The organism is Kordia sp. E, assembly GCF_056033805.1.
Map to the genome: position 1 here is coordinate 441,056 of NZ_JBRASR010000006.1, position 16,066 is coordinate 457,121.

The 16,066-nt window shown below is 30.8% G+C and carries 14 protein-coding genes; 7 read left to right on the forward strand and 7 right to left on the reverse strand.

All coding sequences use genetic code 11. The features are described from left to right. Positions 1-4 precede the first annotated feature (4 nt). From ACUUYC_RS23925 to ACUUYC_RS23935, 3 genes are all read left to right on the forward strand, one after another. Entirely contained in the window at positions 5-1,012 is a 1,008-nt protein-coding gene (locus tag ACUUYC_RS23925) for an AAA family ATPase (RefSeq protein ID WP_474270084.1), read from the forward strand. Positions 1,013-1,046: 34 nt separating this feature from the next. Beyond that, positions 1,047-2,378 carry a DUF58 domain-containing protein gene (locus ACUUYC_RS23930; protein ID WP_474270565.1) on the forward strand — a complete coding sequence of 444 codons (1,332 nt, stop codon included), beginning with the start codon at positions 1,047-1,049 and terminating at the stop codon, positions 2,376-2,378. 108 nt (positions 2,379-2,486) lie between these two features. After that, on the forward strand, positions 2,487-4,685 hold the full coding sequence (locus ACUUYC_RS23935) for a response regulator (RefSeq protein WP_474270086.1): 2,199 nt from the start codon (positions 2,487-2,489) through the stop codon (positions 4,683-4,685). A gap of 117 nt (positions 4,686-4,802) precedes the next feature. On the opposite strand, the gene ACUUYC_RS23940 is transcribed toward ACUUYC_RS23935, so the two are convergent. After that, positions 4,803-5,924 carry a hypothetical protein gene (locus tag ACUUYC_RS23940; RefSeq protein ID WP_474270088.1) on the reverse strand — a complete coding sequence of 374 codons (1,122 nt, stop codon included), beginning with the start codon at positions 5,922-5,924 and terminating at the stop codon, positions 4,803-4,805. A gap of 608 nt (positions 5,925-6,532) precedes the next feature. Here ACUUYC_RS23940 and ACUUYC_RS23945 point away from each other — a divergent pair. Then, positions 6,533-7,273: a DUF481 domain-containing protein gene (locus ACUUYC_RS23945; protein ID WP_474270090.1), complete on the forward strand. Its 741-nt coding sequence runs from the start codon at positions 6,533-6,535 to the stop codon at positions 7,271-7,273. Between the two features lie 101 nt (positions 7,274-7,374). Here the strand turns inward: ACUUYC_RS23945 and ACUUYC_RS23950 are convergent, their stop codons facing one another. Continuing rightward, positions 7,375-8,004 (reverse strand): hypothetical protein, encoded by a 630-nt coding sequence (locus ACUUYC_RS23950; RefSeq protein ID WP_474270092.1) that lies wholly within the window; start codon positions 8,002-8,004, stop codon positions 7,375-7,377. 553 nt (positions 8,005-8,557) lie between these two features. Here ACUUYC_RS23950 and ACUUYC_RS23955 point away from each other — a divergent pair. Both ACUUYC_RS23955 and ACUUYC_RS23960 read left to right on the forward strand, forming a co-directional pair. Next, positions 8,558-8,746, forward strand: coding sequence for a hypothetical protein (locus ACUUYC_RS23955; protein WP_474270093.1), 189 nt, complete (start codon positions 8,558-8,560; stop codon positions 8,744-8,746). A 173-nt stretch (positions 8,747-8,919) separates the two neighbouring features. Then, the gene (locus ACUUYC_RS23960) at positions 8,920-9,348 is read left to right on the forward strand and encodes a DUF2141 domain-containing protein (protein ID WP_474270095.1); all 429 of its coding nucleotides are present in this window, start codon (positions 8,920-8,922) and stop codon (positions 9,346-9,348) included. 362 nt (positions 9,349-9,710) lie between these two features. On the opposite strand, the gene ACUUYC_RS23965 is transcribed toward ACUUYC_RS23960, so the two are convergent. Next, positions 9,711-10,184 carry a Dps family protein gene (locus tag ACUUYC_RS23965; RefSeq protein WP_474270568.1) on the reverse strand — a complete coding sequence of 158 codons (474 nt, stop codon included), beginning with the start codon at positions 10,182-10,184 and terminating at the stop codon, positions 9,711-9,713. Positions 10,185-10,290: 106 nt separating this feature from the next. Between ACUUYC_RS23965 and ACUUYC_RS23970 the strand changes: the two genes are divergently transcribed. After that, positions 10,291-11,229, forward strand: a complete 939-nt coding sequence (locus ACUUYC_RS23970; protein WP_474270097.1) for a LysR substrate-binding domain-containing protein — start codon at positions 10,291-10,293, stop codon at positions 11,227-11,229. A 55-nt stretch (positions 11,230-11,284) separates the two neighbouring features. Here the strand turns inward: ACUUYC_RS23970 and ACUUYC_RS23975 are convergent, their stop codons facing one another. From ACUUYC_RS23975 to ACUUYC_RS23990, 4 genes are all read right to left on the reverse strand, one after another. Next, positions 11,285-11,482: a hypothetical protein gene (locus tag ACUUYC_RS23975; protein ID WP_474270098.1), complete on the reverse strand. Its 198-nt coding sequence runs from the start codon at positions 11,480-11,482 to the stop codon at positions 11,285-11,287. Positions 11,483-11,612: 130 nt separating this feature from the next. Further along, positions 11,613-14,471, reverse strand: coding sequence for a DUF7619 domain-containing protein (locus ACUUYC_RS23980; protein ID WP_474270099.1), 2,859 nt, complete (start codon positions 14,469-14,471; stop codon positions 11,613-11,615). Positions 14,472-14,730: 259 nt separating this feature from the next. Further along, the gene (locus ACUUYC_RS23985) at positions 14,731-15,531 is read right to left on the reverse strand and encodes a TIGR00266 family protein (protein WP_474270101.1); all 801 of its coding nucleotides are present in this window, start codon (positions 15,529-15,531) and stop codon (positions 14,731-14,733) included. A gap of 57 nt (positions 15,532-15,588) precedes the next feature. After that, positions 15,589-16,050, reverse strand: coding sequence for a DUF4442 domain-containing protein (locus ACUUYC_RS23990; protein WP_474270103.1), 462 nt, complete (start codon positions 16,048-16,050; stop codon positions 15,589-15,591). Between the last annotated feature and the right edge of the window lie 16 nt (positions 16,051-16,066).

Genomic DNA, 16,066 nt, shown 5'->3' on the forward strand with positions numbered 1-16,066 from the left:
ATATATGGACTTACAAGGAGAAAATAATACGCAAGGAACTCCGCTGTCATTCACAAACAGAATTGATCTGTCGGAATTACAAGAAGGAATCCAAAAAATAAGACAAGAACTCTCAAAAGTAATTGTTGGACAAAAAGGGATGATTGACATGCTAATTACGGCATTGCTTGCCAAAGGACACGTATTGATTGAAGGTGTTCCAGGTGTTGCAAAAACAATTACTGCCAAGTTGCTTGCAAAATCATTGACAGTTAATTTTGGTCGAATTCAATTTACGCCAGATTTAATGCCAAGTGATATCTTAGGAACGTCAATTTTTGACATGAAAAAATCTGAGTTCGAATTTAAAAAAGGACCAGTTTTTACCAATATGTTACTTATTGATGAAATCAATCGTGCGCCAGCGAAAACACAAGCTGCCTTATTTGAAGTAATGGAAGAACGTCAAGTTACCATGGACGGCGTAAAATATACATTAGATCCGCCATTTATGGTGTTGGCAACACAAAACCCAATTGAGCAAGAAGGAACGTATCGTTTGCCAGAAGCACAATTAGACCGTTTTTTATTCAAAATAAATGTTGAGTATCCTAACTTAGAAGAAGAAGTAGAAATCATTGCGCGTGAACATGCTTTAAAAGAAGGGAAAAAAATAGACCAGGTAAATTCGTTCTTATCGAAAGCACAAATACAGAAATATCAAAATTTAGTAAATGATATCATTATTGAACCACATTTACTAAAATACATTGCCGAAATTATCATCAATACACGAAACAATCAATTCCTATACATTGGTGCGTCGCCAAGAGCTTCTATTGCCATACTAAAAGCTTCAAAAGCGTATGCAGCAATGAATGGTCGTGATTTTGTAACGCCAGAAGATATAAAACAAGTTGCAATTCCTGTATTACAACACAGAATTATTGTAACGCCAGAACGTGAAATGGAAGGTGTAACTTCTAAACAAATCATTGCGCAAATCATTCAAACTATTGAAATTCCAAGATAACTAATCAAATAAACGCCTTGTGAAACAGAAAATCATACATTTTTTTAAATCATTATATCTCCAAGATCGCTTCTTTTATGCGTGTTTGGCGGTTATTGTATGTTTTATTGTTAGCTTTATTTTTCCGAAATTTTTCTTTATTTCAAAGTTATTATTACTGATTGTAGTAACGTTTGCATTTCTTGATATCATTATTTTATATGCTACCAGAACTGGTCTTTCAGGAAAACGTGAAACGCCTGAAAAGTTTTCTAATGGCGATGACAATTCTGTATTTATTCGGTTAGAAAACTATTATACATTTGCTGTTGATGCGAAAATAATTGATGAAATCCCAGAACAGTTTCAAGTGCGCGATTTTTCAATTATTAAAAAAATTCCTGCGTCAAGCGCGATTGAATTAAAATATAAATTACGCCCAACAGAACGCGGTGAATATACGTTTGGAAAACTAAATGTATATATCAAATCTATTTTAGGGTTGGTTTCCAGACGCTTTTATTTTGATAATAAAATCATGGTTCCGACATATCCTGCATATTTACAATTAAAAAAGTACGACTTGCTTGCCATTAGCAACAATTTGACGATGTACGGAATTAAAAAAATTCGTCGCATTGGTCATACCATGGAGTTTGAACAAATAAAGGATTATGTCATAGGAGACGATTTACGTACCATAAACTGGAAAGCAACTGCAAAGCGTAACCAATTGATGGTGAATCAGTTTCAGGATGAAAAATCGCAACCTGTCTATTCTGTGATTGACAAAGGTCGTGTGATGAAAATGCCTTTTGACGGTTTGAGTTTGTTAGACTACGCAATTAATGCAACATTGGTATTGAGTAATGTAATTCTGAAAAAGCAAGACAAAGCCGGCATGTTTACCTTTTCAAAAAAGGTGGAAAATATTGTCGTTGCAGAAAAGCGAAGTGCGCAAATGAGCATGATTTTAGAGTCATTATACAATGTAGAAACAGATTTCTTTGAATCGGATTATGGACGCTTGTATGCAGACATTAAACGAAATATAAAACATAGAAGTTTAATATTGCTCTACACAAATTTTGAAACCCTAGATGCATTACACAGACAACTTCCCTACTTAAAAGGAATTTCCAAAAGTCATTTGTTAGTTGTGGTTTTCTTCAAAAACACAGAATTAGACGAATTGATTTACGGTGAAGCTGGCACTATACAAGAAGCGTATGACAAAGTCATTGCAGAAAAATTCTCTTTTGAAAAACGTTTGATTGTCAGCGAACTCAAGAAATACGGAATTCATTCCATCTTAACTTCTCCAGAAAACTTAACGATTGACGCTATTAATAAGTATTTGGAGATGAAAGCGCGTGGGTTGGTGTAGAGTTGTTATTCGTTATACTAGAGATTCACAAATGTTTATTATTGCTTCAAAATAAATTTTCGATCTGACGCTAATTTTTCGTAATTTAAATAAAAAATGGTTTTTTGTTTGAAAACTTTTCAAAGTACTAAAGTAAGGATGCTATTCTTCTCCTTATTTATGTATATGAGTGCTTTTTCTCAAGAAACTTCTCTTTCACAATTAGATTCTCTTTATACGCTGGCGCTCAATCAAATGCAATCAGATAAATACTATGAATCTCTGAAAACTATTTATACACTCCAAGATATTTCAATCGCAGCTAACATTGAAGCGTATAAGGCTCGAAGTGAAAACCTCTTGGGTTTGGCATTCATTCAACATTACGCATACAATAAGGCTGAAGAGCATTTTCTTGCTGCCATAGCATTAAATAAAAAAAAGAATGATACGCTTCGTCTTGGAATTAATTTTGCGAATCTAATCCATTTATATGCTTTAAATCAAGATACTAATGGGTACAATAAGTATGTGCCACTCGCAAAATTATACAATACTTATACTAAAGGAGATCAACAATTTTACATCTATGAATCTGAATTAATTAGATTGTATGATCAAGAAAAATACGATTCAATAATTGATTTTACAGCTGTCATTATAGATGAAATTAATAGTGATACTTATGAAGCTGCCTATTCGCAAAGTTCCAATAAAGAGTTGTTAAAAAAACGATTACTAATCACGTACCAATTATATCAATCGTACGCTTTGATGGAAAAAGGTATTCGAACTGAATATGCAAATAAACTTTTGGATCGCCTAAAAAAAGAACATCTACAATCTGTATTATGGTTTTCTCCTAGAATCTATGAACATTATTATAAAATTAGTTATTACAAAGCTATTTACCATAAAGATTTTTCTAAGTTAAACTTAGATTCTATAACTTATTATCAAAAAAATTCCAGAGAATATTTTAATAAAACGATTGATTTATTAGAGTATAAATCCATGCTAAACAATGATTATGTAATCAAAACTATAACTAGGGAAAAGGAACTTGAAAAATTAAAACTAATTAATAAAACTCAAGAAAAAGAAAATTCATTTAATAAGCGTATTAACTATCTGTTATTAGGAATCACCGCTTTTGCATTACTATTTTTAGGATACTTTATTTGGATGAAACGAAGAGTAAATCAAATAAATACGTTTCTTGATATTAAGAACAAAGAATTACGTCTTAATACTATAAATCAAAATAAATTTCTTTCTATTGTTAGTCATGAGATTAGGACGCCATTATATACATTAAAGGAATTAATTTCTTCTTTTTTTAAGCAAGAAAACCAAGTCCAAAAACTTAGTTTTGAAGATCAGATTAAATCTGCCTTTTTAAACTTAAGTCACCATATTGACAATTCGCTACAATATTCGCGACTCAATTTTTTTAAGATTAACATAACGTTGAATAACCGCACGGTAAACCTGACGATGTTTATCAATACTCTTATTGACTATTTCAAACCTTTCGCAAACGTGAATAATTGCACGTTAGTTTTAGACAATCAATCTGATACTAATCTCGTTTTAATGGATCTGGACAAAATTGAGCTTGTTCTTAAAAACCTTTTAAAGAATGCGATTGAAGAACCTAATTCATCCATCGTTACGTTTCGCGTCCAAGAAGAAAAGATAGACACAGAAACAGCTAACTTATTATTTTCTATTGTTGACAATGGAAATGGAATCATCGAAGACACGCTAAATTCTTTAAAAGAAGAAAACGCAACCTATGATCCTGATAAAACTCATAATGGTTTAAAACTAGGGATTCTTTTGTCCAACCAATTGTTATCGTTTTACAATACGGAGCTAACTTTTTCTAATATAGAAAATCAAGAAGTAGCATTCAGTCTTGCGGTTATGGTTGTTAAACACGAACAACCTAAATTATCTACTAGTAATACATCTAGAAGAATTCTGTATGTAGATGACAATAAAATTAACTTATTAGTCACAAAAAAAATAGTTGAATCTTTTAAGATACAATGTGATGTTATTGATAATGGGCATGATGCTATTGAACAAATTCAGAAAGAGCAGTACGATTTAGTTTTAATGGATTTAAACATGCCAAATCTAAATGGTTTTGATACCAGTATTAAAATACATACATACAACCCAAATCTTCCTATTATTGCCTATACAGCGCTGAGTAAAGACGAAGTATTGTCTCAATGCATTACAGCTAACATGCAAGATGTAATTACAAAATCTACTGAGAAATCTGATTTAAAAAATATCTTGCTAAGTTATTTCTAAAGCATCTTTTTTTCAGAGTATGAAATGTGTAGTTTACAGGATGTTTATGAATGGCTTTTTAAGTTTGTTTGTGGGCGTGAGTTGGAAACTTAGGCTAGTTTGGGATATAACAATAAATTATTTTTTTGCAATTGCATCAGCTTCAATAACAGATTTCAAAATATGATACCTCGCTTCAGCTCTTTTTTCGATGTTCCCCAGCTCTTTTGTAGCTTTAGCCCAGTTTTGAAATAATAAGTATTTAGATGTTAATGCACTTGGTGTTTTGCAACCTGTAAGAAAAACTAATTGTATATGTGTATTCTGTTCCCATACATATAAACCAAACCCGTCAATTATTACGCTTAAGTCAGGAAAACCAATCAAATTTTTTGTTTGTATTTCTGTAGCATTACCATACACTCCAATGAAATGAATAGGTCCAAATTTTTCTTTACCTTCCTTTGCGAGAGTTATTAACTTATGATCTTTTAAAAATTGCCTCCCAGTAAATGCTTTGGCATCTGAGACTGACATATTATCTGGAATGGAGGTAACATTATTTTCATATTTATTAAAGTTCACATCCGATTTGACCAATCCTTTTAAGATATCAACGATTAGTTCATCCCTTTCAGTATACTTCATTTTTTTCCAATCAAGTGATATTTTGTTATTAGCAGATATATTATAATATAGATCAGCGATTTTAATTCTTTCATTTATATGCTTGTAAAGAATATTTTTAATCAAGCTAAGTAAAGTCGTTTTATATCCACTTTCATTTCTATTGATAGCTTTTAATTTTAATGGATTATTGAACTTGTTTTGTTCAGTCAAATATTCCGCGAAGACTTTGTTTCTCTTTTCCTCAGCATTATTAATAGGCTTTATATTATAAAACTTAGTTACATCTATTATTGCTGATTTTTTCTCTGATATATTCATAGCAGCATCAAGTTCAGCATGACATATTCCAAGATCAATTCCTGAAGGAGCCCATCCTGAGGCACCATTCACAATTGCAATTGAAAAATCTGAATCTTTGACTTCTTTAAGACAAGTGTTGTAGCTGTCCATTGAAGTATCTGCCGCAAAATCTTCGTTTATTCTTATGTTAAATAATTGTTCTCCAAGAAATCTTTCCTTTTCAAGTTCTACTTTGAGATATAATCTAGTTTCTGTCATTGTTTCAAAGTCAACATCATCTATACTCAATTTGTCATTATTTCTACTTGATAAAAAGACTTTAAACTTCATAATTAGTTTTTTAATTATCGCTAACGTAAGTATAACAAGAATTCCTGTTATTCTCCATAAAAGTAAATCAAAGATTACACATACACAATGAGGTTTCCCGTAACTCCATAAAAGAAACCTTCTTTTTTTACTGATTATTAAGAAGTAAGCAAACTTAAAATAGTAAAATAAAAGTTTTTACTACTTTAAGTTTATGCGCTAACTAACGGACAACTGAAATGTATCATCAAGAGATTTTGTATATTTTCTCTTGTGGTTTTAATCATTTTGCCAAGTAGTTTTTAAACTTTACTAGGTAGTAAAAAATAGTTTACTAACTAGTAAAAATAAATTCACTACGTAGTAAATTTATTTATTTTCTTTATAGTACTAGTAATTTAACTTGATAAGAAAATGTATTTCACTTGAAGAAAAGGTGAGTTTGTCAAGAGAAAATATATAAAACCATGTAATTTTCTAAACAACAGAAAACAATCTTGTTAGCGAAAACGTTTGATATAGAAAATTTCTAAAAGTGTTATTGCTTATGACATATTATTACTTATTTTCGTCGCCCTAAAAACATAAAATTTTATAGTGGTCACATGAAAATGATATTGTATTTTTTATTGATCTTTCCCCTTTTCTTATCAGCACAAATTAACGAAAGTGATACATTAAGTGTAAAAGCTGATCTTTCTTTAACTGGTTTTTGGCAAGGAGGAAATGTCCAAACCTTGATTTTCAGAGCAAAGTCAAACGTGAGTTTTAAACCGTTTAGAAAGTGGGTTTTTAAAACGCAAAACTCGTATGTATATCAAGAATTTGGAAAAGAAAAAGCAGATGAAGATGTATTGAGTTTAAATTTTTTATACTTAAATCCTGAACGGCGATTTTATCCGTTAGCCTTAGCATTTGTAAGTACTAATTTCCGCAGAAAAATTGATGTACGTTATTTAGTTGGTGCTGGCGTAACGTATCAAATTTTAAATAAGAAAAAACATTGGCTCAAAGTCTCGCTGACCAGTGAATATGAACATACAACCTTTGATGAAACAAACTTTAATCGTTCTGGTGCTGCGTATAATGGAGAATCAACCATAAACACGATGCGTGGAACACTTTGGTTAAACGGGAAATATCATCTGTTTAAAGATAAAGTCATTCTAAGTCATGAAAGTTATTTTCAACCTTCCTTAGAAAACAGTGACAATTTTCGTTGGCGTGCAGATTTAGGTGTAGAGTTTCCTATTTGGAAGTTTCTAAACTTTAAAGTAAACTATTTACATACGTTTGAAAGTATTGTAATTGCTGATCAAAAACAAGAAGATCAGTTTTTAACTTTTGGTTTAACGTTGAAGAGTTATTAATAGAATGAAAAAGATGGAACTTAATATTGTGTATACTTTAGCGGTTCTTAACCGCTAAAAACAATAACTTCCCTAAGTTTCTCGACTGCGTTTAAAGTATGTTAGTGAATATCCATATGGTAAATGGCTTCCAAAAATCGTTTAGAAGCTGCTCTTTCTTTCTGATCTGATCTTAATTCTTTTAATATACCAGCTACTTTAATTTTTTTCTTAGGCAATTTAGTTGCTCCTTTTGCATGCGCAATCAGAAAGTTTTCATCAGATTCCTCATCTCTTATTTCATATACATCATACATGTCAATTAATGGAATCATTGTAAATGTAGTGACATTTCCTGTAACAATAGGAATCATTATAAATCCTGTAAACTCACTTTTAGATTCAATCAACGTTGGAATTCCTGTAATGATGGTGTTCGATGCAATTATACCTTTCGTATACGCTTCAGATGGCACTAATTCGATTGGTTTGTACTTTAGGTATGACTCTTGAAGACTTTGATCTAATTTTGAAATCACTGCATTTCTTTTTTCATTATCCAATTTTGAAATTGATAACTCAAAAAATAAAATCATTCGTTGTTTGTTATTAAAGATTCCACCTACTTTTCCCAATTCTGCTTTCGAGATGATTCCATCATCTGCTTTTGTCAAAATATTATAAAATCTTCCTCCATTGTCTAGATTTGAAAGTGCATCATTAAAATTTCTGAATGGTTCTATTTTTTTCATAAGTCGTTTCTTTTAATCAGTTTAGGTATACGCTGTTATTAGTGTAATAAACCGCTACTTTGTTACGTATTTTTTATAAAATTGCTAACAATTATATATATAACAAGGATTCTTGTTCCAAACTATTACTATTACTGATTAAATAAGGGGCTAATTATACAATGTAGTTTCTCATACTGACCTATAGAAAATAAAAAAAGCGAGTTAAAAAACTCGCTTTTCTCATTTTATACAACTACTTATAATAAACATTCAAGGCAAGTTGAAGTTTTGTAGTATATAAAAAACCTAACCTAAAATAATCCTATGGTGTAAAGTTGAAACGCTAATTTTATTTTATAAAGAATTGAAACACAATGAAAATGAAATACTAAAACTCAATTCCTGAAATAAATACAACTTACATATATATAGACGTGTTGTTTTTTGAAAAGGTTCCTGGAAATGATTTTTTTTAACTTTCTCGTTATTTATAAATCAAGACTAGCGTTTCTTTTATGGCAAATTCTTTTAAAATAGCTTTGAAATCATGTTTAACTTCAAAAAAATATTTATGAAGAAAAAGAAAATTAAAAATTTAACACTAAATAAGAAGTCTATCAGTGATTTACAAGCTAATTCAGTAAAAGGAGAAGGAACGTTATGTTTGACCGAAATTTGTATCCCTATAACTGTAGCTTCCGTATTAATTAGTTGCTTGAATTATTGTTCAAACGGCTGTAACAAACCTACAATTCCATAGAAATAATAAATTTAAAAGAGATGAAATAGTTATTCATCTCTTTTTTTACAACTCATCCTTAAAAAATTACAGTCCAGTTCCTTTTTTTATGTGCATTCTGATTTTATGTAGACTTTTGAATCATCAAACAATAACAAAACAAAAATCAATCATTAATCAAATACACAATCATCATGAAAAAATTACTTTTAATTGCCGTTTTATTCTCAAGTTTATTCGCAACAGCACAAACTACTCCTTCTGATAAAGAAGGTGTTACAATCACTGTTACTATTGATAAAGTAAGAACCAACAAAGGAAAAGTATTGTTTGCCTTGTATTCAGAAAAAACATTTATGAAAGCGAAACCAGAACAAACTACAGCAAGTACTATTGAAGGAAATACGGTAACTGTTACTTTTACGAATGTTCCCAAAGGAGAATATGCAATTACATGTGTACATGACGAAAACGACAATGGGCGCATGGATTTTGAAGAAACTGGAATGCCAAAAGAAGACTACGGAATGTCTAACAATCCTATGAGTTACGGACCACCAGAATTTGGACCTTCTAAGTTCACGGTTGTTGATAAAAATCTTGCAATGAAGATTACCTTATAATATACCGTTTACATCAATCAAAACTATTTTTATTAAAAAAAGCGACACAAATTTGTGTCGCTTTTGTATGTCTACAAAAATACAATTCAAAGTTAATTCAATATAGATTTAATAATTTAAATTTTCGTTTTCTTTGCTTTCCCAAAGAATACTGAATCAAGTTCAGCACAAGCTTCAACAAAAGAAAGGGAATTTTTCCAGAGGTATTTTTAGCTGAAAAAGTTAAAACCACATTCACTTTTCTAAATTTTCTCCAAGGCTTCAAAAATTCTTAACGAAAAATGACTGCTACACTTCGGAAAAAGAATTCTTCTAAGAAAAATTAACAATTCATGTTTATTAACCTTTTTAAACTCAACATACTATTTATTTAACCAAGCATTCATCATCCAAATGGTTTTTTCTTGTTCAGCGATAAAATCACTCATCATTGCATTTGTTCCTTCATCATTTGCATCTCCAGCTTTGTCCAGTAATGTGCGTTCCAGTTTTAATAATTCCGAAATAGAAGAAATTATTAATCCTACGGCTTTTTCATCTTGTGAAATGTGTTTTCCAACAGGAACTTTCGCGTTTTGAATGTAATCTTCAAACGTATGTAAAGGTTCTCCTCCAAGCGTTAATACACGTTCTGCAATTTCATCTACCTTTATTTGTGTGTCATTATAGAGTTCTTCAAACTTGGTATGTAATTCAAAAAAACCTTTTCCTTTAATATTCCAGTGAATTCCTCGTAAATTTTGGTAGTACACTTGAAAATTTGCTAGTAATACGTTTAAATCTTGAATTAATTCTCCAGTTTTTTGGACGTCAAGTCCTAATATATTTAATGTCATCATGTTTATTATTTTTTTGTTGAAACAAAATTATTAAAGAATTAACGAGCTTTATCATAAGTTTTATCGATAGTTTTTATATTTTTATCACTTAAACCTATAATAAATGACAATCACCCAATTGCAATATGTTTTGGCAGTTGCCGAACATCAAAATTTTACGCTTGCCGCACAAAAATCATTTGTAACTCAGCCAACGTTAAGTATGCAAATTCAAAAACTTGAAGATGAATTAGATATTCAAATTTTTGACAGAAGTAAAAAACCTATTCAGCTTACTGAAATCGGGAAAAAAATTGTTGATCAAGCACGTAATGTCGTGAATGAATCAGGCAGAATGCAAGATATTGTAGATCAGCAAAAAGGGTTTATTGGTGGAGAATTTAAGTTGGGAATTATTCCGACAATCATGCCGACTTTGTTACCGATGTTTTTAAAAAGTTTTATTAAAAAGTATCCGAAAGTGAATTTAAAAATAGAAGAATTGACTACAGAAGCAATTGTTCAGAAGTTAAATGAAGGGCATTTAGATGCTGCGATTGCTGCAACTCCATTAGGATACGATCAAATTAAAGAACGCGTATTGTATTATGAGCCTTTTGTTGGCTATACCACTGAAAATCATCGTTTATATGATAAGAAAGAGTTAACGACACAAGATTTAGATATTGATGATATTCTATTATTGGAAGACGGACATTGTTTTAGAGATGGTGTAATTAATTTGTGTAAAGTGCCGCGTAGCATTGAAGAAGACCATTTTCAACTTGAAAGTGGAAGTTTTGAAACATTAATAAAATTATCTAATGAAAATTTAGGAATGACACTGCTCCCCTATTTGCACACATTAGATATTAAAGAAAATGAAAAGAAGTATTTACGCCATTTTAAAGAACCAAGACCAGCACGCGAAGTAAGTTTACTATTTCATAAGAGTGAATTAAAAATGCAAATTATTGAAGCATTAAAAAGTGTAATTATGGGTGTTGTACGCGGTGCAATCGCTTTTCATAATGTAGAAATTATAAGTCCTATACAGAAATAAGTACAGGTAAAATCGTTTATAAAAACAGAAAAGCCACGCAGTACGTGGCTTTTTTTTATGGTGTTAAATAGATTAAACATTGATCTAATTCTGGGTTTTTTGTTACGAGAGATTTTATCCAGATTTTTAACTCTTCTACCTCATGTGGTAGTAATCTTTGCAAAGCTTTTTGCAATTCTCTACAAAATAATGAGGGTTCAAAACTTACTTTTTTGAGTATAGTTTTAGTGTAATCAAACATCGCTCTTGCCATATTTAACGAGGGTTTAGGTTAAAATTTTAAAGAGTAATTTTCGTGTATAGGCTATTATTTAAGTTGTATAAATTTAGTAAAAAAAATCTATGTTTATACTTCCTAAACAAAACTTTAACAAAATCAGAACTTATTGTTTTACTATTTTCTTCATTGCCTTACCTTTTGTTGTAGTAATATTCATAAGGTAAATTCCTGCTGGCAAAGATGATACATCTATCGTGTTTGAAAAACTTGTCGATGCATTAATTTTTGTTTGAATACGCCTTCCTTCTATTGTATGCAATTCTAACTTTTCTATTGGTTCATTCGCTGTAACATGAATCATTTCTTTTGCAGGATTTGGATAGAGCGTAATTGCTGCTTCCGCAAGATTTTCCTCAGAAATACTTAACGGATTTGAGATTAAAGTGGATGCCGTATTGGTAGCAATTGGCACATTGAAATCGAAAAAGATGTTTGCTTGATTTTCAAAAACATCATTTTCTACCAAACTTGCTAAGGTTTTTATTTTAAATACTAAATATCCATCGCTTGAAGCATCATCAAAAGGTAAGTTGATGTTTTCAAAGATAAATTCTACTTCATTTGTATTTTTTATGTTTGTCACCATTGCATGACTTGACGTTGTTGGAGTTAATGTGCTAACATCAAATTTCGTTTCATCAATTACATCTGTTACAATAACATTTACCGCCGAAGCAGTTCCTGTATTTTCAAAACGAATCATGTAGTGTACATATTTATTTATATAATCTGTAGTCACAGTTTCGCCTTCTAAACATGTGATATCGTTTGGATCAAACGAATTGACAACCGTTTGCTGTAAAACTAGTACGTTATCATCAGGAGTTTCATCATCTCCTGTTGGAGTTATCATCACTTCATAATTTAAAATATCATTACCGTTCACCGCTGGAACGTCCGTTGGCGTATTTATGTTCATCGTAAAAGTAATTGTACGAGATTCAAATGGTGTTAGGTTTGTATAATTCCACGTAAGTGAATTTAAAGCTTGTACATCAGACATTGGATTCGATGTAACTAAATCCATCAAATCATCATCAAACGTAAGTTGTACAGTTCCTGAACGTGTAGTTGTTCCTTTATTTTTATATGTAATTTGATATGGAGCATCAAAACCTGGACGTGCTTCTTCTACAGGAACTATTGTGACCTCAACATCGTTATGTGTTCCGTTTGGAGTAATACAAAAATCTTGTATTGTAGGATTTGATGCTGTGGAAGTATCTATTGTTAAAGAAGTTGGTGAGACAGTAAAATACGTTGGATTTTCTAGTTGTGGTGTAATCGTGTATGAATCTTCATCAGATAAGTAAATTGAATAATCACCAGTTGCATCTGCGATCACTATTCCTGTAGAGGAACCATTTGTAATTTGATATTCCATACTTGGAAAAATAGCATCGCTCATATCGCAGCCATTTGTATCTAAATCTAATGTTGCTGTTCCTTGCACAGTTGTATATTCGCCACCTGGCGTAAAAGAACAATATGTACTCACAATAGCATTAGCTGGCACACTAATATTTGCTGATATTACTGCTAATTCACCTTGATCTACACAGATGAATTCTAACGTTGGATTGTTATAAAAAATAACTTCATAAATACTAGAGTTGATTCCATTTTTTATATTTAAATATTCAAGTTGATTATTGTAACATTCTATATCATCAAGACGTGGATTTTGACTTGCATCTAATGTAATTAACGAATTATCATTACATTCTATATCTAAAAGATCACTGTTTTGACTCAAATCTAATTGCGTCAATGAATTATTATTACATTGTAAATATTTCAAATTTGTATTTGCGGTAATATTTATAGCTGTCAATGAATTATTATTACATTTCAAATTTATAAGATTAGTAGCTCCGGCTGTAGTTATACTTTGTAATAGATTATCATCACAGGTTAAATTTGTAAGGTTACTATTATCTGATACATCTAAACTGGTTAATAAATTATTACTACAATTAATTCGTTTTAGGTTTATATTTTGACTTAAATCTAAGGTTGTTAATGAGTTTTCAAAACAATTAAGTTCTTCCAGATTTAAGTTTTGAGATAAATCTAATGTTGTAAAACTATTATTCTCACAGTCCAAATATTTTAAATTCGGGTTTTGAGTAAAATCAAGAGTCGTTAATAAAGTAAAAGGACAATCAAATGATTGTAGATTTGGGTTTTGAGAAAGATCAATATTCAAAATATCATTATACCCTATATTTAAAGTTCTGAGTCTTGGGTTTTGTGTAACATCTAGATTAGTAAGCAAACTGGATACACAACTTAATGATTCTAAATCTACGTTTTGTGTGACGTCAATTGTGTTTAACGGGTTAGAATTACAAGATAATTCCTTTAGTTCTAAATTCTGACTTACATCTATATTCGTCAAGGAATTCCCATTACAATTAAATTCTCTTAGTTGCATGTTTTGTGAAACATCAATAGAAGTAAAATTACATCCACTAATACTTAAATTTTCTAAGTTTACATTTTGACTTACATCTAACGTACTAATTTGATCATTACCTGATATATTTAAATATTCAAGATTTACATTTTGTGAAACATCTACAGAAGTAAGAGAAAAATCAGAAAAAGAATTACTATAAGAGATCGTTTTCAAGTTCACATTATTGGGAACTGATAAACTTGGAATTGGGTTTCTAGAACAGACTAGCTCTTCCAAATTCGTAAAATACTCAATCCCTTCTAAAGATGCTATTGACCTATTTGGGATGTATAAGGAAGTTAGTAATAAAGCTTCTGATTCTTGAATTTCTCCATCATTATTCAGATCTATTGTACTGTCCCAAAAAAAGTCATTATCTGTATCTATAAGAATTTCGGTAAGTAAGTAATTTTTAAAATTAGCATCTGGAATGTTTACAATTTGAGCTTGACTCCATTGTATAAGGAAAAACAATGAAAGTACTAAGTAGGTTTTTTTCATGTAGTAGATTTTGGTCTAGTTATTTTCTTTTTTAAGGTTTAAAATCAATTTTGATGTAATATATATACTTAATTAATGTCAGCAAATGTATACATCTCGTAATTTATAAATTGTGCCTAACTCTACATAGATTTATGGTTGTTTTATTCTTTATAATGTATTTTGCTTTACCAAAAATAATATAAAAAAAGCGTTAATTATCGGATTACAATTTGTAATTCGATAATTAACGCTTACTATTTTATGATGTATATACTTCTTAGAAGTTATTATCTCCGTCAAATAAATCACCGATACTTCCTAAGATACTTCCTTCTCCTTTACTGTTTCCGCCTCTTGGAATCGATGATAATATTCTTCCTGCCAAACGACTAAATGGTAAGGACTGTATATATACAATTCCAGGTCCTTTTAAGGTTGCAAAGAATAAACCTTCACCACCAAAGATGGTATTTTTGATGCCGCCAATAAATTCGATATCGTAATCTACATCTTGTGTAAACCCAACAATACAACCTGTGTCAACTCTAATAGTTTCTCCTGGTGCTAATTCTTTTCGAGCCATCGTTCCACCTGCATTTACAAATGCCATTCCGTCTCCTTCTAGTTTTTGCATGATGAAACCTTCACCACCAAAAAGTCCACGGCCTAATTTTTTCGAGAATTCTATTCCGACAGTTACACCTTTTGCTGCACAAAGAAATGCATCTTTTTGGCAGATGAACTTTCCTCTATAGTCTGTTAAGTCAATTGGAATAATTTTTCCCGGGTATGGTGATGCGAAACTTACTTTACGAACTCCGAAACTACTATTGTTTAGGAAAGAAGTCATAAATAAACTTTCGCCTGTTAAGATTCGTTTTCCAGCGGAGAACAGTTTTCCTAGAATTCCTTTTTCTTGATTTGATCCATCTCCAAAAATGGTATTCATGCTAATTCCGTCATCCATCATCATAAAACTTCCAGCTTCCGCGACAACGGCTTCTTGTGGATCGAGTTCTATTTCTACGTATTGCATTTCTGCTCCGTATATTTCATAGTCAATTTCGTGTGATGTCATTTTATGTAGTTTTTTGATTGCTATGTATTAGATGTAAAAAAACGGTGTTTGTTACACTTACTTTTTCTTTTTTAGTTTAATTCCCCATTCGTATTCAAAATTAGAAACACTTTCACCAGCTTCATCAAATCCTTCAGCATATAAAGTAAGGCTTTGTCCTTCGCCAGTTTCGATTGCTTTGTTTATAGCTTCTGTTACTTTATTACCGTCTTTACATATAAATCGAATTCGTCCAGTAGCCTTTTTAGTAAATGTTCCTTTCTGTGATCGAACAAGCATTGATATTTTTTTTCCTGAAGTTTCAATTCCTTGAATTACCAAAACACCTGTTGCCAGTTCGGAAGCCATTCCTTGTGTTGCCCAGTATAATGATTTGAAAGGATTTTGATTGATCCAACGATGCTTTACAGTTACCGTTGCTTCATCTTCGGAGATTTCTTTTAATCGCACACCAGAAAAGTATGCAGATGGAAGTTTGAATAATAGAAATTTATTAATTTTTGATGGAGTCAGTTTCATGAATTATATTTTATGC